Below are 24,206 nucleotides of genomic sequence, written 5' to 3' on the forward strand. Positions count from 1 at the left end.
TTGCTGGATTTTTTTATATATCGCAAATTTTAAGGTATTTCCACTGCATTCTGATTCATTCCTAGGGAATTAATCTAAAGTTGAATATAAAAATCTATAATAATAAGGCACCTAGGGCCATTCGGAGGAGAATACTGCGCTTTTAGAGCCGCAGGCCCAATTCTCTTGTGCCCGAATGCGCTATCTAACATTCAAGGCAACACATGACTGCTCATATTGATGCATCTTCAAGCGCGGCCGCTCGTCGGCGTGCGCTTATCGCCAGTTTGACTGGCAGTTCTATCGAATGGTTCGATTATTTTCTCTACGGCACTGCAGCCGCACTTGTTTTCAACAAGCTGTTCTTTCCCAATTTCGACCCCGTCGTCGGGTTGATGCTGTCTTATCTGTCGTTTTCGCTGACTTTCTTCATCCGTCCGCTGGGCGGCGTGATTTTCGCGCATATCGGTGATCGCATCGGTCGCAAGAAGACGCTGGTCATCACGCTGTCGCTGATGGGTGGCGCAACCGTTCTCATCGGCTTGCTGCCGACCTATGAGCATATCGGCGTATGGGCGCCCATTCTGCTGATCCTGCTGCGCATGGTGCAGGGTCTCGGCATTGGCGGCGAATGGGGTGGCGCTCTGTTGCTGGCTTATGAATACGCGCCTGCCAACCGCAAGGGCTTCTTCGGTAGCGTTCCGCAGGTCGGTGTGACCATCGGCATGTTGCTGGCCACGCTTTCGGTCAGCCTGATGGTCACCCTGCCCGATGAATCCTTTATGGCCTGGGGCTGGCGCGTTCCCTTCGTGCTGAGTGCTGGTCTGGTTTTCCTTGGCCTTTGGATCCGTAACGGTCTCGATGAAACGCCGGAATTCAAGCAGGCGAAGGAAAGCGGCAATGTCGCCAAGATGCCGCTTGTTGAAACGCTCCAGAACCATTGGCGCGAAGTGCTGATCGCTGCTGGCCTGAAGGTCGTGGAAACCGCACCGTTCTATATCTTCTCCACCTTTGTGGTGAGCTATGCGGTGAGCACGCTCGGCTTCGACAAGAGCGCTGCGCTGAACGCAGTGATGATCGGTGCGCTGGTCGCTTCGGTTTTGATCCCAACCATGGGTCTCGTTTCCGACTATGTGGGCCGCAAGACGGTCTATGTCGTTGGCTGCGTGCTGCTCGGCCTGTTCATCATTCCCTACTTCATGCTGCTCGATACAAAGACCGTCTGGGGCCTGACGCTGGCAACGGTCATCAGCTTCGGCGTTCTCTGGTCGCCGATCACTGCCGTTCTGGGCACGCTGTCGTCGGAAATCTTTGCCACCAAGGTGCGCTATACCGGCATCACGCTCGGCTACCAGCTGGGTGCTGCGCTGGCTGGCGGTACCGCTCCGCTGATCGCCACCTGGCTGCTCGCCAAATATGAAGGCAGCTGGCATGCAGTCGCGGTCTATCTGTTGGTGACGGTGCTGATTTCTCTGGTCGCCATCATTGCAATCAGCCGCAGCCGTTCGCGGCAGTAAGCGCCTCCGCTAAAGCATTGAAAAGCGGGGAAACCACATCGGTTTCCCCGCTTTTGTTTGTTTAAAAATCACCGCCCGGCATTTCCAGTCCGGAAAGCTCCGCATAGGTCAGGCGTGCCGCGCCTGCGCGGGCAAAGCGGAGCATCAGCGCCTTGCGTGTAGCGCCTGCCAGCTTGTGTTCGGGCGCATCGCGCAATATTTCTGCGCCATAGCCGTCCGAGAGAATGAAGCCGCATTCCTCTGGAAATATCTCGCGGGGCACTGCCGGATGGGTGGCGAAAAACAGCCGGTCGCAATAGTCGCGATATTCCGGCCATTTGCGGTCGGCCTTCCAGTCCTCGATCGACGATTTGATCTCGACAATCCAGATTTCACCCTTGCGGCTGACCGCAATCAGATCGGCGCGGCGGCCGGATGCGAGCGGCAGTTCGGGCAAGGTTGCAAGCCCCATATCCAGAAACAGGCGCTGCACGCCACGGCGCACAAGCATAGCGTTTTCCGATTGTCGTCCGTCGGACAGGGGATGGGTCTGGTTGGGAATCACGATGGGCATGGCCGCATTTTGCGTGCGGTTGCAGGGCGAAACAACTGAAAACATACGCTTCTTTATGGCGTTTGTTGAGTATTCGCGGGTGAAACAAGGCCAAAAAAGGCAAAAAAATGGCCTAATAAAGAACTTTTCAATTTACGGTTAACGCACAGTTAACAATACTGCCGCATCTTCAAGCATGAATGGGCGATTCGCTCTTTTTGACGGCACAATAGATTCTACCTTGGGGGAATGCATGAATTCTCGCGTCCTTAAACTGACGACGGCGCTTTTTCTGGCAGGTGCACTTGCTGGCTGCTCTACTGTCGGCGGAACGTTCTACACGGCCTCATACTCGTCGGTTACCGATGCTGGCTATGTTGTTCCGGCCATTCCGAGCGAAAAGATACCATCGCAGTATCGTCGCCAGATCGTGAAGTATCAGACCGATGAGGCCCCCGGCACGATCATCGTCGATACCCCCGAGAAGTTCCTCTATTACGTTATGCCGGACGGCAAGGCGATGCGCTATGGCATCGGCGTCGGACGCGAAGGCTTCGGCTGGTCGGGCACCGCCCGCGTCGCCATGAAGCGCGAATGGCCGACCTGGACGCCGCCATCTGAAATGATCAAGCGTCAGCCGGAACTGGCAAAGTTCCGCAATGGCATGGATCCGGGCCTCAAGAACCCGCTCGGCGCGCGTGCGCTTTATCTGTTCAACAAGGGTGGTGATACCGGCTATCGCCTGCATGGGACGCCGGAATGGTGGACCATCGGCAAGGCCATGTCGTCGGGCTGCATCCGCCTGATGAATCAGGATATCATTGATCTTTATGATCGTGCCCAACAGGGCGCAAAGGTCATTGTGAAGCAGTAAATGATACAATATCGGCGATACACGACATTAAAGTGGTGATCGTGTATCGCCGAAATTATTCTTAAATAACTTAAAGTTTATTTTCAGAGCAATGTAGTTCGCATTTTTATAAAGCGGACTTGAAACATTGACGAATTTATACTTTTTCTGTGGCGTCGCAATCGCCATAGTTTGGTCCATGATAAGTGCCGTGATATCGTTTTTACTTAATATACGATATGCCTCAAGCCCCGCTATCGGCGGTGTCTGGATTGCTCCTGCAGCGACGTTCCATAAAAAAACGCCGGACTGATGATCCGGCGTCTTTCCTGAGTTTTCAGTTTTGAGATCGATCAGATTTGTTCGACCTGCTGGACTTCCGGTACGAAGTGACGGAGCAGGTTCTGAATGCCGTGCTTCAGCGTCGCGGTCGACGACGGGCAGCCGGAACATGCGCCCTTCATATTGAGGAACACGGTGCCATTTTCGAAGCCACGGAAGGTGATGTCGCCGCCATCCTGCGCAACGGCAGGGCGAACGCGGGTTTCAATCAGTTCCTTGATGGTTTCGACGATCTCGGTATCGGCTTCATCGAAGAATTCTTCGTCGCCATGCGCGGCGGCGGCATCTGCATTGGCATTGCCAGCCATTGCCGAAGCGCCCGACATGAAATGTTCCATGATCGTGCCGAGGATCGCAGGCTTCAGGTGCTGCCATTCACCATCGTCCTTGGTGACGGTGATGAAGTCATAACCGAAGAAAACGCCGGTGACGCCAGGAACGGCGAACAGCTTGGCCGCCAGCGGCGACGTGTTGCCTGCGGATGAAGCATCGCGGAAATCAGCGGTGCCTTCCGGCATGACCACCTTGCCGGGCAGAAACTTCAGGGTCGCCGGATTGGGCGTTGTTTCAGTCTGGATGAACATGCCAGTTCTCCGCTTTCAATTTTGGAACTGTTCTAATAATAGCGAAATCGCGCGGATACAAGGGCTGCCGCTCTCAGGCGCGTTTCAGTTACTATCAATATAGGGTGATTAGGTCACCGCATCAATGTCATCGTCGGTCAACCCTGCGGGAACCACGGTGACGGGGATCGGAAACTGGGCGCGGCCAGCGAGCGATTGAACGAGAGGGCCAGGGCCTTCCTTGCCTGAACCGGCGGCGAGAACCAGAATAGCGATATCCTGATCCTCCTCGATCAGGTGGAGTAACTCTTCAGCTGTCTGGCCTTCACGGATGCTCAGTTCGGGTTCGATGCCCTGATCTTCGCGCACAACAGCGGCGAATTTTTCCAACGCGGACCGTGCTCGATCCTGCGCTTCGGACCGCATGATTTCGCCGACGCCCAAAATTTGCTGGAAATCGGAGTCATCGATAACGAAAAGCAGAATAAGCGAGCCGCTCGTGTTTTTGGCACGGCGAGCGGCATAGGCGACGGCGCGCCCGCATTCAGGCGTTTCGTCGATGACGGCTAAAAATTTGCGTCGGTGACCGGATTCCCGGCTTAGTCGTTTTGATACCATGGCCGCAATTTGCCATCAGGATTGGCCGCCCGCAAGCCAGCATTGTTTGCTGTGACCGTAAACGACAGGCGTTTTTCAAAAAGATAAGGGCGACCGCAAAAAAGCGGTCGCCCTTATTGTCGGAATTGAAAATCAGTTCTGCAACCAGCCGATGATGTCGCGCACATCGCGCATGGTCTTCTCGGCGAGAACGCCTGCGCGCTCGCCGCCATCACGCAGAACGCTGTCGATATGGGTCGGATCGGCCACCAGACGGCGCATTTCGTGGGTGATCGGCGAAAGCTTGGTCACGGCCAGTTCAGCCAATGCCGCCTTGAATTCCGAGAACTGACGTCCGCCGAACTCGCCAAGGATATCTTCCTTCGACTGCGAAGCGAGAGCCGCATAGATGCCAACCAGATTGTCTGCTTCCGGGCGACCGGACAGACCGTCCAGTTCCGACGGCAGGCCATCAGAATCGGTCTTGGCCTTGCGGATCTTCTTGGTGATCGTGTCTTCGTCATCGATCAGATTGATGCGTGACAGGTCAGACGGATCGGATTTCGACATTTTCTTGGTGCCGTCGCGCAGCGACATGATGCGCATGGCCGGGCCTGAAATCATCGGTTCGGTCAGCGGGAAGAAGCCCGAAACCTTCTCGTCGCCCACCTGCATATCCACGCCGATACCAAGCGATGCGATGCGGTCGGAATAGTCATTGTTGAATTTTTGGGCGATATCGCGCGTCAGTTCGAGATGCTGCTTCTGGTCTTCGCCAACCGGCACGGCGGTCGCGCGATAGAGCAGAATGTCGGCAGCCATCAGGCTCGGATAGGCAAAGAGGCCCAGCGAAGCATTTTCGCGGTCCTTGCCGGCCTTATCCTTGAACTGCGTCATGCGGCTCATCCAGCCGATGCGCGCAATGCAGTTGAACACCCAGGCGAGTTCCGCATGCTGCATGACGCGGCTCTGGTTGAAGACGATGCTCTTCTTCGGATCGATGCCCGAAGCCAGAAACGCCGCCGTCACTTCACGGGTGGATTGCAGCAGTTCAGCCGGATCGGGCGAAACGGTCAGCGCGTGCATGTCCACGACGCAATAGATGCATTCTTCGGTCTTCTGGACCTCTACCCACCGCTTGATCGCCCCCAGATAATTGCCGAGGTGAAGATTTCCGGTCGGTTGGACGCCGGAGAAGATAAGCGGTTTGAACGTGCTCATGATAAAATCCTGATGTTGGCCTTCGCCGGTGGAGAGCGAAGGAATTTTTGAACCCAGGTCTTTTCGCAGAGGCACAATCGCCTTTCAAGGACAATTATGCGTCACTCTCGGGCTCTTTCTTGACTGCGCCGCGTTTGACATTGCGACGGATCATGCCGGTATTTGCACCGCCGAGACCGAAGGCGAGGCCGAAATAAACGATCATCGCGGCAATCACCATGGCGCAGACCGTACCGGCCCGAACCGCAAAGGGAGCGGCGGAAGAAAGCTCATAGGCGAAATGGCCGATGGCATAATGAATGCCGAATGCCATTACACCTGCCGCAATCAACAGGCGCGGAATGCGGGTGAGAAGTGGAATATCCTGCCCCCAATGGCCACGCTTCACCAGCGTTGCAAACAGCAGAACGGCATTGACCCAGCCAGCCACGATTTCTGCCGTGGCGATGCCGGTCGGGCCGAGGCGCGGGAACAGCGTGACCGCAAGCGAGACATTCACGGCAACGGAAATGGCCGCGAAGATCATCGGCGTGCGCGTATCCTCGCGGGCGAAAAAGCCCGGAATGAACGCCTTGATCAGCACGAAAGCGGGCAGGCCGAGACCGTAAATCGCCAGAATGTTGGATACGACGATTGTGGAATCCGGGCTGAATTTGCCGCGTTCGAACAAAAGCCGCACGATGGGTTCCGACATGACGAGAAGCGCTGCTGCTGCGGGAAGCGTAAGAAACAGCGTGAACTCGACCGAGCGGTTCTGCAGGTTCGAGGCTTCCTTCATGTGGCCGCCGCGCAAGGCGCGTGACAGTTCCGGCAGCAGCACAGTGGCAACCGCAATGCCCACCACGCCCAGCGGCAGCTGATAGATGCGGTCGGCATAGACCAGCGAGGAAACAGCGCCTTCCATGCCGGAAGCGATATTGGTGTTGATGAGCAGGTTGATCTGCGTGATGCCGCCAGTGATCGCGGCAGGCAGCGCCAGCACCAGAAGCCGCTTGACGTTGGCAGTCAGGCGCGGACGGCGGAAGCCGATCTTGATGCCCGCATTGCGCACGGCGAGCCAGACGATGGCAAGCTGCACCAGACCTGCCGCCATGACGCCCCAGGACAGGCCATAGCCGACGGCCAGCGCGTCATAGCCACGCCACCAGGCAAGCGCCAGCACGCCGATAAGGATGATGTTGAGGAAGACCGGCGCAATCGCCGCCGCAAAATAGCGGTGCAGCGAATTGAGCATGCCGCCCATCATCGCCGCCAGCGACATGCAGGCGAGATAGGGGAACATGATGGTGGCGAGCCGCACCGTGTTGTCGAACTTGACCGGATCGTCCATGAAGCCCGGCGCAATCACGGTGCGCACGATGAACGGCATCGAAAGTTCCATCACGATGGTGATGAACAGCAGCACCGTGAACAAAACGCCGAACACTTCTTCGGAGAAGCGGCGGGCGCCGTCCATACCGTTCTTTTCGATTTCTTTGGCGAAAAGCGGCACGAAGGCCGAGTTGAACGCGCCTTCGGCGAAAAGCCTGCGGAACGTGTTTGGAAAACGGAATGCTGCGTTGAAAGCATCGGCCACCGGGCCGGTGCCGAGCGCCGCCGCCATGAACATCTCGCGTGTAAAGCCGAATATGCGGCTCATCAGCGTGCCGGATGCCACTGTGGCGAACTTTTTGACCAGACTCATGCTTTTGAGAAACCTAACTTATGCTGCAGCCTGTGACGAGCGGCCATTGGCCTTGCTGCCGTTTTCGCCGCTGAGCAGTGCAAGAACCTTGCGCCGGATATTGCCCTGGCGGGTGGCGTTGGAAATCTTGTGACCCACGAGGTCCGTTACATAAAAACTGTCGATGACCTTTTCGCCGAAGGTCGTGATATGCGCCGAAGCAATATCCAGAGACAGGTCAGAAATAAGGCCGGTCAGTTCCGACAACAGGCCGGGGCGGTCCAGACCTTCCACTTCGATGACCGAGAACTTGTTCGAAAGCGTGTTGTTGATCTCGACACGCGGCTCCACAGTGAAGGCTTTGGCGTTCTTTTTCGGCTTGGTGCGCTTGGCCAGCACATCGGGCAGGTGCGCCTTGCCGGAAAGCACGTCTTCAATCACCTTGCCCACCCGCTCGGCGCGGCGGCGCTCGTCTTCGTCCAGATCGAATTCTCGGCTGATCAGGATCGTATCGAGCGCACGTCCGTCACCGGTGGTGAAGATTTGCGCATCGACAATGTTGCCGCCGGCGGCAGCACAAGCGCCGGTGATGATCGACAAGAGGCGCGGATGATCGGGCGCCAGAACGGTGATTTCCGTCACGGCCTCGAAGCTCTGCGGCTTGGCCATGGTGGCAAGCGCGCGGCCTTCCCGGTCGGCTTCGCGGATGAAATGCGCATGGCGCACCTGATCGTCGAGGCTGACGGTCAGGAAGTAGTTGATGTAATGCAGGCCAAGATAGGCGTCCCGCTCTGCAGCTGGCCAGTCGGAAAGCTTTTCGGCCAGCGCTTCACGGGCCTGCCGGTCGCGGTCGGCGCGTGAAAGTTCGGAGAAGCCGCCGGTCAGTACCAGTTCGGTTTCATAGAAAAGCGTGCGCAGAAGCTGGCCCTTCCAGCCGTTCCAGACACCAGGGCCGACCGCCTTGATATCGCAGACGGTCAGGATCAGCAGCAGCTTCAGCCGTTCCATGGTCTGCACCGTATCGCCAAAGTCGATGATGGTCTTGCGGTCGTTGAGATCGCGCGACTGGGCCACCATGCTCATGGTCAGATGCTCGCGCACCAGCCATTCCACGGTTTCCGTCTCGGAAGGGGTGAGGCCGAAGCGCGGGCAAAGCCTACGGGCTATGCGGGCACCGGCAATCGAATGATCTTCCGGGCGGCCCTTGGCGATATCATGCAGGAGAAGCGCCACATAAAGCAGGTTGCGGTCGCGCTTGATCGTGGTGATCAGATGGTTGGAAAGCGGATGCTCGTTTTCCAGTTCGCCATGTTCGATTTCCGACAGAACGGCAATGCAGCGCAGCAGATGTTCGTCCACCGTATAGTGGTGATACATATTGAACTGCATCATGGCGACAATCTTGCCGAAATCCGGAATGAACTTGCCCAGCACGCCGGATTCGTTCATGCGGCGCAGGATCAGTTCGGGATTGCGCGGCGATGTGAGGACGTCGAGGAAAAGCTTGTTGGCTTCGGGATTCTCACGCAGATCGGCATTGATGAGTTTCAGCGAGCGGGTGAGCTGCTGCATCGCTTCCGGGTGAAATTCCAGCCCATGCTTGTCGGCTAGCTGGAAGATGCGGATGATATTGACCGGGTCTTCCGAAAACACGTCGGGGCGCGCCGTGTTGATACGATGGTTTTCGGAGACGAAATAGCCATCGGTCGAAAGCTTGCGCTTGCGGCGCGAAAAGGTGAGGAAAATGCGGTTGAAGCCCGGCACATGTTTGGCCTGCTGTTCCTCGAGTGCGGCGCAGATGATGCGGGTCAGGTCGCCCACATCCTTCGCCACGAGGAAGTAGTGCTTCATGAAGCGTTCGACATGGTTCTGGCCGGGATGCGCGGTATAGCCGAGACGCTGGGCGATTTCCTGCTGAATGTCGAAGGAGAGGCGTTCTTCCGCTTTCAGCGTCGCAAAATGCATGTGGCAGCGCACAGCCCAGAGAAAATCTTCCGCCTTGTTGAAGATGCGCAATTCGGCGCGGGACAGCACGCCGAGCTTGACCAGCTCTTCCTTGGTTTTGACGCGGTAGAAATATTTGGCGATCCAGAACAGCGTATGCAGGTCGCGCTGGCCGCCTTTGCCTTCCTTGACATTCGGCTCTACCAGATAGCGCGTCTCGCCCGCCTTGCGATGGCGTTCGTCGCGTTCGGCAAGCTTGGCCTGAATGAATTCCGGCCCGGTATCCTTGACGATTTCCTCATCGAAGCGGGTGACGAGCGCGGTGAACAGATCCTTGTTGCCGGTTAGAAAACGCGCATCGAGAATGGCGGTGCGGATCGTCATGTCTTCGCGCGACAGGCGAATGCATTCATCGATGTTGCGCGTGGAGTGGCCGACTTTCAGCCCCATGTCCCAGAGCATGTAGAGCATATATTCGACAACCTGCTCGCCCCAAGGAGTCTGCTTGTAAGGCAGCAGGAACAGGAGATCGATATCGGAACCCGGCGCCAGTCCGTTGCGTCCGTAGCCGCCGACCGCAACGATGGCCATGTTTTCCGCCTTGGACGGATTGACCATCGGATAGACCTTGGTGGTCGCAAATTCGAACAGCGCCTCGATCAGCGTGTCCATGAGATAGGAGAGGCGTCGCGCGCAGAGCGTGCCGCCGCCATCCTTCATCAGCAGCCCTTCCGCATTGGCGCGACCGCGCACCAGCGCATCTTTCAGCGCGTGCAGAACCACCTTGCGCACGGGAAGGCTCGTGTAGCTTTCGTCGGTCGAATCCGCCAGCTCGTTGAGCTTGCGACGGAGCGTTTCGGGATTGACGATCTCTTCCAGCTTCAGGTCGTGTGCGCTCATGCGGCTTGCAGGTCCGGCTTTTCGGGAAAGGAATTGCGGTGACGGCGATAACGTATAACCGCTTTTAAACAGGATGAATATGCAAAAGCAAAGGCCGGGTTTCCCCGGCCTTCTCATGCATCATTTCTAATATTTAGTTCGTCGCATTATAGGCGGCAATGGCCGCCATATTGACGATGTCGGAATCCTTCGCGCCAATGCTGACGATCTGCGCCGGCTTGTCGAGGCCGACCAGCAGCGGACCGATAATGGTCGCGCCGCCCAGTTCCTGCAACATATTGGCGGCAATCGATGCGGAGTGATTGTCCGGGGTCACGATGACATTGGCTGCGCCCGACAGGCGGATGAACGGATATTGTTCCATCAGCTTTGGGTTCAGCGCCACATCAGCACTCATCTCGCCGTCGAATTCGAAATCGACATGGCGCGTATGGAGAATGCGCACCGCTTCCTGAATACGGGCAGAGGCTTCGCCGCCCATATGGCCGAAGGTCGAGAAGGCGGTGAGTGCAACGCGCGGAACATAGCCCATGCGACGCGCCATGCCTGCGGCTTCCACGGCAATATCGGCAAGCTCGTCTGCAGTCGGCTTTTCATGCACGGCGGTATCCGCGATGAACACGGTGCGACCACGGCAGAGCGCGATGGAAACGCCGACCACGCGATGGCCCGGCTTGGAATCCACCACGCGGCGCACATCGTCGAGGCCGGTTGCATAATTGCGGGTCACACCCGTCACCATGCCATCGGCATCGCCCAGCGCCACCATGCAGGCCGCGAAATGATTGCGGTCATTGTTGATGAGGCGATGGCAATCGCGGGTCAGATAGCCCTTGCGCTGCAATTTCTCATAGAGATAGTCGGCATAGGCCGAATTGCGGCTGGAAAGACGCGCATTGATGATCTCGATGCCGGGGCGCTCGATATCCATACCGGCGGCTTTCGCGGTGTCCTTGATGCGCTCGTCGCGACCGACGAGAATGGCGGTGCCCAGCCCCTGGTTCACATAGGAAACAGCGGCGCGCATCACCTGTTCTTCTTCGCCTTCGGCAAAGACGATGCGCTTTGGCTGGCGACGCACGCGCTCGTAAATACCGCGCAACGTCGAGGCGATCGGATCGCGGCGCGCCGACAATTCGCTCTTGTAGCCTTCGAGGTCGGTGATGATGCGGCCGGCAACGCCGGTTTCAATCGCAGCCTTGGCAACAGCTGCGGAAACCGAGGCGAGCAGACGCGGATCGAAGGGCACCGGAATGATGTAGCTCGGGCCGAAGCGCGGACGGCTGCCCTGATAGGCGGCGACCACATCGTCCGGCACGTCTTCGCGGGCAAGTTCGGCCAGCGCATTGACGGCGGCGATCTTCATCGCATCGTTGATCGTCGTGGCGCGCACATCGAGAGCGCCGCGGAAAATATAGGGGAAGCCAAGTACATTGTTGACCTGGTTCGGATAGTCCGAACGACCGGTGGCGACGATGGCGTCATCGCGAATGCGGGCGACTTCTTCCGGGGTGATTTCCGGGTCGGGATTGGCCATCGCGAAGATGATCGGGTTGGGCGCCATGGCGCGCACCATCTCTTCGGTCAGGGCGCCCTTGGCCGAGAGACCGAAGAATACATCTGCATCCTTCAGCGCGTCGGTCAGCGAGCGGCGGTCGGTCTTCACCGCATGCGCCGATTTCCACTGGTTCATGCCTTCTTCACGGCCCTGATACACGACGCCCTTGGTGTCGCACAGGATGATGTTTTCCGGCGCAAAGCCCATGGCCTTGATCAGTTCGATACAAGCGATACCAGCCGAACCCGCGCCATTGCAGACGAGCTTGGTCGTCTTCATGTCGCGCCCGGTCAGATGCAGCGAATTGATCAGACCGGCGGCGGCGATGATCGCGGTGCCATGCTGGTCGTCGTGGAAAACCGGAATATCCATCAGCTCGCGCAGGCGCTGCTCGATGATGAAGCAGTCGGGCGCCTTGATGTCTTCCAGATTGATGCCGCCGAAGGACGGGCCGAGATAGCGCACGGCGTTGATAAAGGCGTCGATATCGGTCGTGTCGACTTCAAGGTCGATGGAATCGACATCGGCAAAGCGCTTGAACAGAACGGCCTTGCCTTCCATGACCGGCTTCGATGCCAGTGCGCCGAGATTGCCGAGGCCCAGAATGGCGGTGCCGTTGGAAATGACGGCGACGAGATTGCCCTTGGCCGTATAGTCATAGGCGCGCGCGGCATCTTCCGCGATGGCCTTGACCGGCACGGCGACGCCCGGCGAATAGGCCAGCGACAGATCGCGCTGCGTGGTCATGGGCTTGGTGGGGTTTATTTCCAGCTTGCCGGGGCGGCCCTGCGCGTGAAAGTCGAGCGCTTCTTTCTCACTGGCTGTGGGTGTGCGCTCTGGCGTGTTGCCCTTCGGCGTCGAGACTGGCATGTTCCCTCCGGAATCTTGTGCGGTCGCATTCGATAGCGCCAGTCTGGAAATGTGTAAACAGCGCTTTTTGGAATAGTTATTCATTCAAAAACGAATGAATGCGTAATTGGAAGCAATCCCAGGAAAAGTGTGAAACGGTTTTCCGTCCGGGATTGCGAAGAAATAAAGTAACTTTGACTACGCAAAAAGCGCAATAAAAGAAGCATTTCCAGCAAAAGTGCGAAGCGGTTTTGCGTAGGATAATGCGTAACAATAAAGGTTTTATAGCATGGACGTGCGGGGCGAAAACGACAAGCCGGAAGCGGAAGAAAATACCGCGCAGGAAACTGTTGTTCGCCTCACACCCATGATGGAACAGTATATCGAGATCAAGGCGGCGAATGTTGATTCGCTTCTGTTCTATCGCATGGGCGATTTCTACGAACTGTTCTTTGACGATGCTGTGGAGGCGTCGGCAGCCCTCGGCATCACACTGACCAAACGCGGCAAACATCTGGGCGAAGACATTCCCATGTGCGGCGTTCCGGTCCATGCTGCCGACGATTATCTGCAAAAGCTCATTACCAAGGGCTATCGCGTCGCCGTCTGCGAACAGATCGAAGATCCGGCGGAAGCAAAGAAGCGCGGTTCCAAATCCGTGGTGCGCCGCGATGTCATCCGTCTGGTGACGCCGGGCACGCTGACCGAGGAAAAGCTGCTTGACCCGTCTGAGGCCAATTTCCTGATGGCGCTTGGTCGTACCAAGGGAGACGGGGCGCTGGCTCTGGCATGGATCGATATTTCGACGGGCACATTCCGCGTTGCCGAAACGACCGAAGAACGCCTTTTTGCCGATATCATGCGCGTTGATCCGCGCGAACTGGTGGTGGCCGATACGGCGTTTCATGATCCCGAATTGCGCCCGTCTTTCGATCTGATCGGCAAGGCGGTGTCGCCGCAGCCTGCAACCCTGTTCGACAGTGCTGCCGCGCAGACGCGCATTCAGCGCTATTACGACGTGGCGACACTTGACGGTTTCGGCCAGTTCAGCCGCTCGGAATTGTCGGCCATTTCCGGCGCCATCGCCTATATCGAAAAGACGCAGATTGCCGAGCGTCCGCCGCTGATGCGGCCGGAGCGCGAGCATGAAGGCGGCACAATCTTCATCGATCCGGCAACGCGCGCCAGTCTGGAACTGGTTCGCACCATGTCGGGCAACCGCGATGGCGGCTTGCTCAAGGCGGTGGACCGCACTGTCACCGGCGGCGGCGCGCGGCTTCTGGCCGAGCGTTTGACTGCGCCGCTGACCGACCCCAAGCCAATCGCGATGCGGCTCGATTCCGTGTCGTTCTTTCTCAGCGAGCAGTCGCTTTGCGATGCGCTGCGACGTGAGCTGAAAGGCGTGCCGGATATGCCGCGCGCGCTGTCGCGTCTGGCGGTGGGGCGTGGCGGTCCGCGTGATCTGGGTGCTTTGCAGCGTGGGTTTGAGGCGGCGGGCACGCTGGTCTCTGTACTGGAAGGTTCGCTTCTGCCGGAAGAGCTGGGCGCGGCGCGCGATGCGCTTGAAGTCATGCCTGCAGCTTTCGCAGCACATATCGACCGGGCGCTGGCCGATGAGCTGCCGCTGTTGAAGCGTGACGGCGGGTTCGTGCGCGAAGGCTACAACACCGAACTCGACGAAATGCGCGCCTTGCGTGATCAGTCCCGCCGCGTGATCGCAGGCTTGCAGGCCGACTATATCGAGGAAACCGGCATCAAGTCGCTGAAGATCAAGCACAACAATGTGCTTGGCTATTTCATCGAAGTGACGGCGAATAATTCCGGCGCGATGACCGATACGGATGCCGCCAAGGGTCGCTTCATCCACCGCCAGACCATGGCGAGTGCCATGCGCTTCACGACGACGGAACTGGCCGCGCTTGAAAGCAAGATCGCCAATGCTGCCGACCGGGCGCTTTCTATCGAACTCGCCATCTTTGAAGAACTGACGGCTGAAGCCGTTTCCCATGCCGACAGTATCCGCGCAGCCGCAGCCGCACTTTCGGTATTCGATGTTTCAGCCGCACTTGCCGTGCTTGCAGACGAGCAGGGCTATTGCCGCCCGTTGGTTGATGACAGCCTGTCCTTCAACATCGTGGCGGGTCGCCATCCGGTGGTGGAACAGGCGCTGCGCCGTCAGGCGGCCAATCCCTTCGTTGCCAATGATTGCGATCTATCGCCACAAAGCGACGGCGGCAATGGCGCGATCTGGCTGCTGACCGGCCCGAATATGGGTGGTAAATCGACTTTCCTGCGCCAGAACGCGCTGATCGCGATCCTTGCCCAGATGGGCTCGTTCGTGCCTGCGGGTTCAGCGCAAATCGGCGTGGTGGACCGGCTGTTCAGCCGCGTCGGCGCTTCCGACGATCTGGCGCGCGGGCGCTCGACCTTCATGGTCGAAATGGTGGAAACGGCGGCGATCCTCAATCAGGCGGGCGAGCGTTCGCTCGTCATTCTTGATGAGATCGGTCGTGGCACTGCGACCTTCGACGGGCTTTCCATTGCATGGGCGGCGGTGGAATATCTGCATGAAAAGAACCGCTGTCGGGCTTTGTTTGCCACGCATTTCCACGAAATGACGGCGCTGTCGGAAAAGCTGGAGCGGCTTTCCAATGTTACGATGCGCGTCAAGGAATGGGACAATGATGTCGTCTTCCTGCATGAAGTGGCCAAGGGCGCTGCCGACCGGTCCTATGGCGTGCAGGTTGCGCGGCTGGCCGGTCTGCCGGAAGCGGTCGTCAATCGCGCGCGGGACGTTCTGCACCAGCTGGAAGCTGGTGAAACATCCGGCAAAGCTGACAAGCTGATCGATGATTTGCCGCTGTTTTCTGTAGTGTTGCAGCAGGAAAAGCCGAAGCCGCAGGCATCGGCAAAGGACAGCGAACTGGCAAAGGCTGTGGCAGGCATCAGCCCGGACGAGCTGACGCCCCGTGAAGCGCTCGACCTGATCTACAGGTTGAAGGAACTGGCCGGAAAGGCGTGAGGTTTCTGAATGGTTTCCCCTCATCCTGAGGAGGCCCGCAGGGCCGTCTCGAAGGGCGAGGGGAAAATATTTACAGACTACACGAAGCGGTTTGCTTCAGCGCCGTAATAGGTAATGTAGCGGCTGGAGATGCGTTCGATCGGCAGGATGATGAACACGTCGGTCGTGCCGAAGGCTTCATCGATCACTGCACCGTCGCCGATCATCGCGCCGAGACGCAGATAACCCTTGACCAGTGGCGGCATGGAAAACAGCGCAACCTTGTTGTTGATCGCTTCCTTCGGCATCAGGTCCATTGGCTGATAGCGATGCGGCAGTGCGCGCACATCCCAATCCGGCGTGGCGCGACAATTCTGGTGCAGGAACGACAGGCCAAGCGCGTGGGCGGCGGGAACCGGTCCGTGGAACGAGGCGCAGCCGAACATGACGTCAATCGAATGACGACGGCAATAAGCCCATGCACCCTGCCACAGCAGCTCGACCGTACGCTTCGAACGGTATTCCGCCTTCACGCAGGAGCGGCCAAGCTCGAGCAGATTGAGATTGGGGCGGGACAGCGCCAGACGCTGCACGTCATATTCATCTGCCGAATAGAAACCGAGCGCCTTGTCGGCCTGATCGCTGCGCATCAGCCGGTAGGTGCCGACGATCTGCTGGTGCTCAGGAACCGGCAGGGCAGTATCATAGACGAGAAGGTGATCGCAGATCGTGTCGAAACGGTCGGCATCGCGAAGCTCCACGGCCTCGATGGATTCCTTGCGCGCGCCCATTTCTTCGAAGAACACGCGGAAACGAAGTTCCTGCGCGGCCTCAATGGCTTCACGGGAGTTTGCAAGTCGCACTTCGAGCGAACCGATACGTCCGAGAACGATCGGGTCATCACCGGTTGCGAATAGCGCCTGTTGTGCTTCTAAGCCTGACATGACCGTATCATCAATGATTTGCTGGCCCATTCCAAGCAGTACTGTCATGATGATTCGCTCCTGATTTGTCTATTCACGTATTCCTGAACCTTTTCCCACTGATTACGCAGTGAAATTGGCTTTCTCATTCGTAGGACGATGGCGCAGATGAACTGCAGCTGGCCGAGGTACTAGAGAGCGAGTGCTACGTGAGGATGACAGAAGCGTGTCACCAATGTGTCATTTCGGACGGGAGCCGCTTATCCCCTTCAAATGTCTTTAAAATTACGGGCTTCACGTTATGCGAAAGCCCGATAACGATCAAGTTACCCTCTCAATGGGCAATAAATTGGGCGTCATATTAGGCGCTCAATTGATAGGCTCAACGGGCGGCGCGTTCGCGCCGCCAGCCGAGAAACTCTTCCAGAATGATCAGTGCCGCACCGATGGTGATAAAGGTGTCTGCTAAATTGAAGACGGCGAAAGACCATGTCGGCAGGTGGAACAGGATATAATCCACCACATAGCCGTGTATCACGCGGTCGATCAGATTGCCGAGCGCGCCGCCGATCACCAGTGCAAAGCCATAGCGGGCAAAGACACGGTCCGGCGCATTTGTCCACCAGAGATAAAGCACGAAGGCGATGACCGCAGCGGTGATCGCCACCAGCCCCCAGTCGTGCAGCCAGGCGAGCATTGAGAAGGCGATGCCTTCATTATGCGTGCGAAACAGCGCGAGAAACGGCAGCAGGTCAATCTGCTGGGCGTAATCCATATGGGTTTCGACCAGAAGCTTGACGCCCTGATCAATGAGAACCGTGAGAATGACGACGAGAAGCGAAGACAGAACCGCGTGACGCTTCATTATTATCCTCTTTCGTCGAGGGCGAGTGCATCGCGGCGGATTTCATAGAGCATGACACCCGTGGCGATTGCCAGATTGAGCGAATCTGCGCGGCCTGCCTGCGGAATGCGCGCAAGCTTGTCGCAAGCATTGGCGAGGTTGTCCGGCAGGCCCTGCTGCTCATTGCCCATCATCAGCACAACCGGCTTGTTGGCATAGGGAATGGTGCGATAATCGACAGCGCCCTTCAGATGCGTGCCGACGATCAATCCCGAAAAACCCTTGCGCCAGTTGAGGAAATCCCCTTCCGTCGCCTTGTAGAGCGGCACGGAAAAGACGGAGCCCATGGTGGCGCGCACGGTTTCGAGCGAATAGGGGTCGGTGGTATCGCCGATCAGGATAACGCCCTTCGCACCGACTGCATCGGCGGTGCGGATGACAGTGCCAAGATTGCCCGGATCGCGCACGCGGTCGAGCGCGATATAGACGTCGTTATGCTTCGGCTTGAGGCTTGCCAGCGGTTGATACTGTTGCTCGAAAACGCCAACTACCACCTGCGGATTGTCGCGGCGGGTGATCGCGGAAATCACCTTTTCGGTCACTTCCAGCACCAGTCCGCCCTTGGCGAAGGTGCGGGCGGCAACCTGCTCGACCATTTTGTTGCCCTTGCCGGATTTGGCGAAAACCAGCGTCTTGATGCGCCAGTCCTGCTCCAGCGCGTCGATGACGAGCTTCAGCCCTTCGGCCAGAAACACGCCTTGCTGGTCACGGAATTTCTTCAATGCCAGCGAGCGCAGATCCTTGACGATCGGATTGGTCAGGCTGGTGACTTCCTTCACCTGACCGACTTTCGAATGTCCCGATGAATGATCACCGCGTGAACCGCTGTTTCTGGAAAAATCGTCGTTACGGCTCATTTGGCTACCCAGCGGCTGAACATGGATGTTGAAAGCGCGCGCCCTGCCGAACGCTCACGCAGGATAAGTTCGCCCGATTCGACTGTGCCGCCAAGGCCGGTGAACCGGTCGCGCATCAGTTCGTGAATGGCGAAGAAGGATGCGCGGATCGAATAGGCGGTCAGGATCACGGCCAGCGGCTTCTGTGTCAGGATCGAGCGGCACGTATCGACCATGGCGGGCAGATGCTCGAACAACTGCCAGACTTCGCCGCTCGGTCCGCGCCCGTAAGCGGGCGGGTCGAGCAGGATGATATCGTAGAAACTGCCGCGGCGTTCTTCGCGCGCCACAAATTTCATGGCGTCTTCGCAAATCCAGCGGATCGGTTTGTCCGACAGCCCTGCCATTTCCTGATTTTCGCGCGCCCAGATAATGGCCTTCTTGGAGGCGTCGACATGGGTTACTTCCGCGCCCGCGCGGGCCGCAACCAGCGAGGCAACGCCCGTATAGCCGAACAGGTTCAGCACCTTGACGCTGCGCCCGGATTTTACGCCGTCGCGGATGAGGCCATCCATGTAAGACCAGTGCGCCGCCTGTTCGGGAAACACGCCGACATGGCGGAACGAGGTGAAGCGACCGTGGAAGGAGATGCCGTCATGCTGCATCGGCCATGTTTCACCGAGCGGCACTTTCGGGAAGGCCCAGCGTCCGATGCCCTCTTCATCCGTATTGCCGGTGAAGACCGCATCGGCCTGATCCCATTCCTTTTGCGGCAGGCTGGGCAGCCAGATTGCCTGACCTTCCGGACGAACGATGCGGTAAGGTCCGTATTGCTCAAGCTTCAGCCCGTTGCCGCTGTCGAGCAGCGCATAATCGGCGGATGGTTCGGTTTCGAGGATGACCGGCAATTTTTCGCCCGGGCGAGGGCCGGTATAGGGCTTGATTTCGCGCAGCGGGGCGACAATCCGTTCGCGTTCTTCGGTGGCTACCGGCTTGGGTGCGGCCTTGGCAAATTGCGGGCGCGGCTTCTTGAAGGCCGAACCTTTACCCGGATTGGCAGAATCGAACTTGTTTTCATGACGCGGCGCATCATGCTTCGCGCGGTCGAAACCGCGATCCTGTTTGCCGCCCGACGGCTTTTTGCCTTTTCCCTTTGGCGCTTTCACCCGAAACTCCAATTACGATGATCGGGGTCTAGGTAGGATAAACAAGGCCGGTGTGGAAGGGGGAAACGACGTTCTTTCGCGCGCGCAGGCCTTTTCGGGGCCGGAAAACCCGGAAGTTTCGCTTCCGGGCTTGCGAAGAGGGGGCGTTTCAGGAGTTCGCGACCGATGTGTTGCGCCTTTCGGCGGCTTCGGCGCGTTCGAGAAGACGGGTCGCTTCCAGCTTGCGATCACGCGCTCTGCGGCGATGCTTGCCCTGCGTTAGCCAGGTGACCAGCGAGCCGATCACCACGCCGACCAACAACGCGCCAAACAGCCAAATGAACAGCGGCGCGCTGTAGGACAGTGCCGGATTGCCCGGATTGAACGGATCGACCGTCATAATCGTGGTGGCACGATTGGCAACCGACAGCGCGATCAGAATGACCGCAAGCGGGACCAGAATGACGATTGCGACGATACGTTTTGCCAGCATGATCTTCTATCAGACAGCGCCGTTGAGACGGTCACGCAGTTCCTTACCGGTTTTGAAGAAGGGAACCCACTTTTCTTCCACGTCCACCGTTTCGCCGGTGCGCGGGTTGCGGCCGCTGCGGGCCGGGCGGTTCTTGACGGAAAAAGCGCCAAAGCCACGCAGCTCGACGCGGTTACCGTCCGCGAGAGCATTGGTGATCTCGTCGAAAACCGCGCCGACGATGTTTTCGACATCGCGCTGGAAGAGATGCGGATTGCGGCTGGCGATAATCTGAACGAGTTCCGATTTGATCACGGCTTTAAACCCCTGTTTCCTGTTTTTGTACTGTCAGGCCTGACGCCAGACACGTTAGGTCGCTGAATTTACGTCAGTTTACGTCTGGCTTTCCGTCAACGTGCCAAACCGAGAGAAGTCCGTCAAGAAAGATGCGATCCTTTGCTATCTCCTTGAGCATACTATCGGCTTCCTGCGGCACGCCAATCAGCCGCGCACCGGCATGAATGAGGAGATCGCGCAGCGAAAATCCTGTTTCATTGTTGACCGGCTTCCATTCAAGGCGCGGCAATTTCGTCGAAACACCCTTGGTGCCGAGCCAGGCAACAGCTTCGTCTTCGCCACCAAGCCCGTCGATGAGTTTGTTTTGCAGCGCCTGACGGCCTGTGAACACCGCGCCATTGGCCAATGCGAGCGCCTGTTCATGCGTAAACGAGCGGCGCTTTTCCACAATGTCCACGAACCATGCATAGGAATCCATGATCATGTTGCGGATCATGCCCTTCGCTTCTTCGCTGGCCGGGCTGAAATAATTTGGTTCCGCCTTCAGCGGCGCGGATGTGATGGTTTCGACCTTTACGCCGATCGTATCGAGAAGCTTCGAAAGGTCGGGATACTGGAACAGCACGCCGATGGAGCCGACGATGGAGGTCTGCCGCGCCACAATATGGTCGGAAGCGCTGGCGATCATATAACCGGCAGACGCCGCCAGCGTGCCGACCTGGGTGACGACCGGCTTTTTCTCGGCGATCTTGCGGACGGCTTCGTAGATCGCTTCACCGCCGACAGTGGTACCGCCGGGCGAATCGAGAACCAGAATCACCCCCTTGACCGCATCGTTCTTGGCGATCCTGTCGAGGCGTTTCAAAAGCTCTTCATTTTCGAAGATGGTGCCTTCGATACGCACCTTGGCGATATGCGGCTGGCTGAAATTCGTGCCGCGCATCGACCATGAGGCGAACCCGACGACGAGAAGGACGAGCAGAAGCAGAAATGCCACGCGCCAGACGGTCAGCTTGCGGCGCAGCTTTCGTCTTTCGATTATTGCTTCGGCGTCCTGAGCCATTCTGTCCATCCATTCGTCTTTAGAAATGCGACCAGCCTCAACGGGTGGTCATAAAAATCCATGTTGATCTTTGTGCCCCCAATTAAGTCAGGCGGCAAGACGCTTCAATTACGCTTTTCAAAGAGATAGTGCTGCACAACTGCATTGTCATGACATTCATATGCGAGATTCTGTCTTTGACCAGAAACAAGGCGTTCAAGCGCAAGTTACGAGCGCTCATGATGCGCTGTAATGCAGGGCCATTTTGTGGTATCAAAGAGTTGATTAGCATTCTACTTATTTAGTGTGGGTGCTGATTGCGATGATTTATCAATGAGATAGCAGGGCTTGTCTATGTTTTTTGGACAGGTGCGATGTTTTGCGCCGCCATCATGCTATTGAGCATCCGGGCAAATTATCCCAAATAAACCATATTGAAGTGAAAGAGCGCTTATTGATTGTAGGTAATGAACCTCTACATCGAGTGCATCTGATCTTTGACTGGAAATTCTTGAATTGACTACAGTGGATTATCTGAAGGACATCATGACGACCGACACCACAAACAGCCCTGTTGCGCAAACCGCAGCCCCTGCCGGGCGCGGTAAGGGCGGCGTGCGTTTTGGTGCGTCCCAGAAGTCCGATTCACTTTTTCATGCCGCGCAGCGCCATTCGATCCGCGTTCGGGTGCTGAAAACCGCTCTGCCGGTTGCAGCCGTCGCGCTTGCGGCCGTGTTTTCCTGGTACACGTTTCTTGCAACGCCCGCCACGCCGATCAAGGTGGAGATGAATAATGGCGGCGAAAACGGCAAGCTCGTCATGTCGAGCCCGCACCTCAATGGCTATAACAAAGACAACAAACCCTATTCGATGACCGCTTCCAAGGCGACGCAGGAAGCCAATAACAGCGGCGTCATCACGCTCGAAGGTATTCAGGCCGAATTGCCGGTGGGCGACCGCGGCGTGGCCAAGGTCGAGGCGGCATCGGGCATTTACGACAATGCGAATGGTCGTTTGCAACTTGATAAGGACTTTGTCGTAACCACGAATGAAGGTTTGCGTGCTGTGATGCACTCGGCAGATGTCAATCTGAAGAGCGGACAGATCACAACCGACAAACCGGTCGATATTCGCAGCGGAAATACGCATATTCTGGCCGACAGCATGCAGGTCAAGGACAATGGCAAGGTTCTGATTTTTGAGAACCGCGTTCAGATGACCGTTGACGGCAGCGTGGTTTCGGGAAACAAGACGCCCTGACCGGGTGCTCGATAACGGCATATCAAGCGTTCAACCGTATTTTTTGGGATGGCGCGGATTTGTTTTTTGTACGCATTTTGCGAAGCCTAATGTTCCCATTTGGCGGCAAAGTGCTTAATGTTGCATCTGGACGCAGGCCACTCAAAGCTTAGACGCCTGCATTCGGGGGACTGAAGATTTATGGAACGTGAGACGGGCAAGATGATCAAGGGCACTATGGCTCGCACAATGCGGGCAGGATTCGCAGTTCTGGCGCTTGGCATCGTTGCCGCTCCTTTTGCCGCTTCGGCGCAGGACGCTGCAAGCGGCGGCGCAGTGAACGGGCTCAAGCTTTCCAACAGCAAGGCTCCGGTCAAGATCGACGCCGACAAGCTGGAAATGCGCGACAAGGAAGGCGTTGCGGTCTTCACCGGCAATGTTTCCGTTGCGCAGGGCGATGCACTGTTGAAGGCAGGCCTGATGACTGTCTATTACAACAAGGCTGCCAAAGACGGCGATGCCCCGAAGGAACCGGCAAGCGCCGGTGTCGGTGGCCTTGATTCGTCGAGCATCGATCACATCGATATTTCAGGCAAGGTTTACCTGAAGTCTGGCACGCAGGTCGCAACCGGCGATACCGGCCGCTACGACGCGAAGAATCAGATCATGATTCTCGAGGGTTCGAAGGTCGTTCTGACCGACGGCGACAATGTCGTCACCGGCTGCAAGCTGACGGCGCATCTCGACACTGGCCGCGCCAATGTCGAAAGCTGCAAGAGCGGCGCGAACAGCAAGGGTCGCGTGTCGATCATCATGGCGCCGAAGGATCAACAGCAGGGCGGTGCCGCGCCCAAGCAGAACTGACCGAGGCGTCACGCGTGGGATTGTTCTGGAACAAGAAGTCCGGTGAACCGCAGGCGGTTGCCGAGAGTGTCGACTCTTCGGGCGATGCGCATGGCGTCATGCCAGCACAGCCGGGCAAGACAGCGCGCCTGAAGGGCACGCTGGTCGCGCGCGGTCTCTGCAAGAGCTATCGTGGTCGCCAGGTCGTCAATGGTGTTTCGTTCGGCGTGCGCGCCGGTGAGGCGGTTGGCATCCTCGGGCCCAATGGCGCCGGCAAGACAACCTGTTTCTACATGGTGACGGGTCTTGTTCCAGCCGATGCCGGTTCCATCGAGATTGACGGTTTCGACGTCACATCCATGCCGATGTATCGTCGTTCGCGTCTCGGCATTGGCTATCTGCCGCAGGAAGCGTCCATTTTCCGTGGCCTTTCGGTCGAGAACAATATCAAGGCTGTGCTTGAAGTGGTCGAAAAGGACCGCAAGAAGCGCGCTTCCGAACTCGACGCACTGCTGGAAGAATTCCATATCGCGCATCTGCGCAAAGCACCTGCCATTTCGCTTTCGGGTGGTGAGCGTCGTCGTCTGGAAATCGCACGCGCGCTTGCTTCGCGCCCGAACTTCATGCTGCTCGATGAGCCCTTCGCGGGTGTCGATCCCATCGCGGTTTCGGATATTCAGCAACTCGTGCGCCATCTGACCAGTCGGGGTATCGGTGTTTTGATCACCGACCACAATGTGCGTGAAACGCTCGGTCTGATCGACCGCGCCTATATTATCCACGCCGGTCAGGTGCTGACCCATGGCCGTCCGGCCGAGATCGTCGCCAATCCGGACGTGCGCCGCCTCTATCTCGGCGATCAGTTCACGCTCTGATTATTCCTGACTGAAAAATCCATTTGACCCGCAAGCTTCGGCTTTCGGGTCTATTTGAGCTGGCTAACATAAAAGTCGCTCCAAAAAATGCATCAATCTTGCGACTATTTT

The 24,206-nt window shown here is 57.6% G+C and carries 20 protein-coding genes; 6 read left to right on the plus strand and 14 right to left on the minus strand.

Features of this window, described 5'->3' with window-relative positions; genetic code table 11:
* Positions 1–203 precede the first annotated feature (203 nt).
* A complete protein-coding gene (locus tag FHW03_RS02300; protein ID WP_182519170.1) occupies positions 204–1,496 on the plus strand; it encodes an MFS transporter in 1,293 nt (430 codons plus the stop codon).
* 61 nt (positions 1,497–1,557) lie between these two features.
* Here FHW03_RS02300 and FHW03_RS02305 read toward each other — a convergent pair whose 3' ends face one another.
* Positions 1,558–2,049: an MmcB family DNA repair protein gene (locus tag FHW03_RS02305; protein ID WP_182519171.1), complete on the minus strand. Its 492-nt coding sequence runs from the start codon at positions 2,047–2,049 to the stop codon at positions 1,558–1,560.
* Positions 2,050–2,281: 232 nt separating this feature from the next.
* On the opposite strand from FHW03_RS02305, the gene FHW03_RS02310 reads away from it, so the two are divergent.
* The gene (locus tag FHW03_RS02310; RefSeq protein WP_182519172.1) at positions 2,282–2,902 is read left to right on the plus strand and encodes a L,D-transpeptidase; all 621 of its coding nucleotides are present in this window, start codon (positions 2,282–2,284) and stop codon (positions 2,900–2,902) included.
* Between the two features lie 332 nt (positions 2,903–3,234).
* Here FHW03_RS02310 and FHW03_RS02315 read toward each other — a convergent pair whose 3' ends face one another.
* From FHW03_RS02315 to FHW03_RS02340, 6 genes are all read right to left on the minus strand, one after another.
* Positions 3,235–3,807 carry a NifU family protein gene (locus FHW03_RS02315; RefSeq protein ID WP_109368170.1) on the minus strand — a complete coding sequence of 191 codons (573 nt, stop codon included), beginning with the start codon at positions 3,805–3,807 and terminating at the stop codon, positions 3,235–3,237.
* A 108-nt stretch (positions 3,808–3,915) separates the two neighbouring features.
* Positions 3,916–4,404, minus strand: a complete 489-nt coding sequence (locus FHW03_RS02320) for a universal stress protein (RefSeq protein WP_182519173.1) — start codon at positions 4,402–4,404, stop codon at positions 3,916–3,918.
* Between the two features lie 132 nt (positions 4,405–4,536).
* Complete coding sequence (gene trpS / locus FHW03_RS02325) at positions 4,537–5,604, minus strand: tryptophan--tRNA ligase (RefSeq protein WP_182519174.1); 1,068 nt, start codon at positions 5,602–5,604, stop codon at positions 4,537–4,539.
* A gap of 94 nt (positions 5,605–5,698) precedes the next feature.
* The gene (gene murJ / locus FHW03_RS02330; RefSeq protein WP_182519175.1) at positions 5,699–7,288 is read right to left on the minus strand and encodes a murein biosynthesis integral membrane protein MurJ; all 1,590 of its coding nucleotides are present in this window, start codon (positions 7,286–7,288) and stop codon (positions 5,699–5,701) included.
* A gap of 18 nt (positions 7,289–7,306) precedes the next feature.
* Positions 7,307–10,111, minus strand: coding sequence for a [protein-PII] uridylyltransferase (locus tag FHW03_RS02335; RefSeq protein WP_182519176.1), 2,805 nt, complete (start codon positions 10,109–10,111; stop codon positions 7,307–7,309).
* Between the two features lie 133 nt (positions 10,112–10,244).
* Positions 10,245–12,539: an NADP-dependent malic enzyme gene (locus FHW03_RS02340; protein WP_182519177.1), complete on the minus strand. Its 2,295-nt coding sequence runs from the start codon at positions 12,537–12,539 to the stop codon at positions 10,245–10,247.
* A gap of 268 nt (positions 12,540–12,807) precedes the next feature.
* Here FHW03_RS02340 and mutS point away from each other — a divergent pair, with 268 nt between their 5' ends.
* Positions 12,808–15,540, plus strand: a complete 2,733-nt coding sequence (gene mutS / locus FHW03_RS02345) for a DNA mismatch repair protein MutS (RefSeq protein ID WP_182519178.1) — start codon at positions 12,808–12,810, stop codon at positions 15,538–15,540.
* A 77-nt stretch (positions 15,541–15,617) separates the two neighbouring features.
* On the opposite strand, the gene FHW03_RS02350 is transcribed toward mutS, so the two are convergent.
* The 7 genes from FHW03_RS02350 to sppA form a co-directional block, all read right to left on the minus strand.
* Positions 15,618–16,511, minus strand: a complete 894-nt coding sequence (locus FHW03_RS02350) for a GNAT family N-acetyltransferase (protein WP_182519179.1) — start codon at positions 16,509–16,511, stop codon at positions 15,618–15,620.
* A gap of 313 nt (positions 16,512–16,824) precedes the next feature.
* The gene (gene lspA, locus FHW03_RS02355) at positions 16,825–17,307 is read right to left on the minus strand and encodes a signal peptidase II (RefSeq protein WP_182519180.1); all 483 of its coding nucleotides are present in this window, start codon (positions 17,305–17,307) and stop codon (positions 16,825–16,827) included.
* A gap of 2 nt (positions 17,308–17,309) precedes the next feature.
* Positions 17,310–18,203, minus strand: a complete 894-nt coding sequence (locus tag FHW03_RS02360; RefSeq protein ID WP_182519181.1) for an RNA methyltransferase — start codon at positions 18,201–18,203, stop codon at positions 17,310–17,312.
* Positions 18,200–19,348 carry a class I SAM-dependent methyltransferase gene (locus FHW03_RS02365; protein ID WP_182519182.1) on the minus strand — a complete coding sequence of 383 codons (1,149 nt, stop codon included), beginning with the start codon at positions 19,346–19,348 and terminating at the stop codon, positions 18,200–18,202. Before FHW03_RS02365 ends, FHW03_RS02360 begins: the two co-directional genes overlap by 4 nt.
* A gap of 148 nt (positions 19,349–19,496) precedes the next feature.
* Positions 19,497–19,820 carry a LapA family protein gene (locus FHW03_RS02370; RefSeq protein WP_182519183.1) on the minus strand — a complete coding sequence of 108 codons (324 nt, stop codon included), beginning with the start codon at positions 19,818–19,820 and terminating at the stop codon, positions 19,497–19,499.
* A 9-nt stretch (positions 19,821–19,829) separates the two neighbouring features.
* Positions 19,830–20,114, minus strand: coding sequence for an integration host factor subunit beta (locus FHW03_RS02375; RefSeq protein ID WP_061344837.1), 285 nt, complete (start codon positions 20,112–20,114; stop codon positions 19,830–19,832).
* 73 nt (positions 20,115–20,187) lie between these two features.
* Positions 20,188–21,159 (minus strand): signal peptide peptidase SppA, encoded by a 972-nt coding sequence (sppA, locus tag FHW03_RS02380; protein ID WP_182519184.1) that lies wholly within the window; start codon positions 21,157–21,159, stop codon positions 20,188–20,190.
* Positions 21,160–21,684: 525 nt separating this feature from the next.
* Here sppA and lptC point away from each other — a divergent pair.
* The 3 genes from lptC (at position 21,685) to lptB (ending at position 24,095) form a co-directional block, all read left to right on the plus strand.
* A complete protein-coding gene (gene lptC / locus FHW03_RS02385) occupies positions 21,685–22,398 on the plus strand; it encodes an LPS export ABC transporter periplasmic protein LptC (RefSeq protein WP_182519421.1) in 714 nt (237 codons plus the stop codon).
* Between the two features lie 180 nt (positions 22,399–22,578).
* Entirely contained in the window at positions 22,579–23,241 is a 663-nt protein-coding gene (locus FHW03_RS02390; protein WP_182519185.1) for an LptA/OstA family protein, read from the plus strand.
* 14 nt (positions 23,242–23,255) lie between these two features.
* Complete coding sequence (gene lptB / locus FHW03_RS02395; protein WP_182519186.1) at positions 23,256–24,095, plus strand: LPS export ABC transporter ATP-binding protein; 840 nt, start codon at positions 23,256–23,258, stop codon at positions 24,093–24,095.
* Positions 24,096–24,206: the final 111 nt, after the last annotated feature.

The organism is Ochrobactrum sp. RH2CCR150 (assembly GCA_014138095.1).
GTDB lineage: Bacteria > Pseudomonadota > Alphaproteobacteria > Rhizobiales > Rhizobiaceae > Brucella > Brucella gambitense.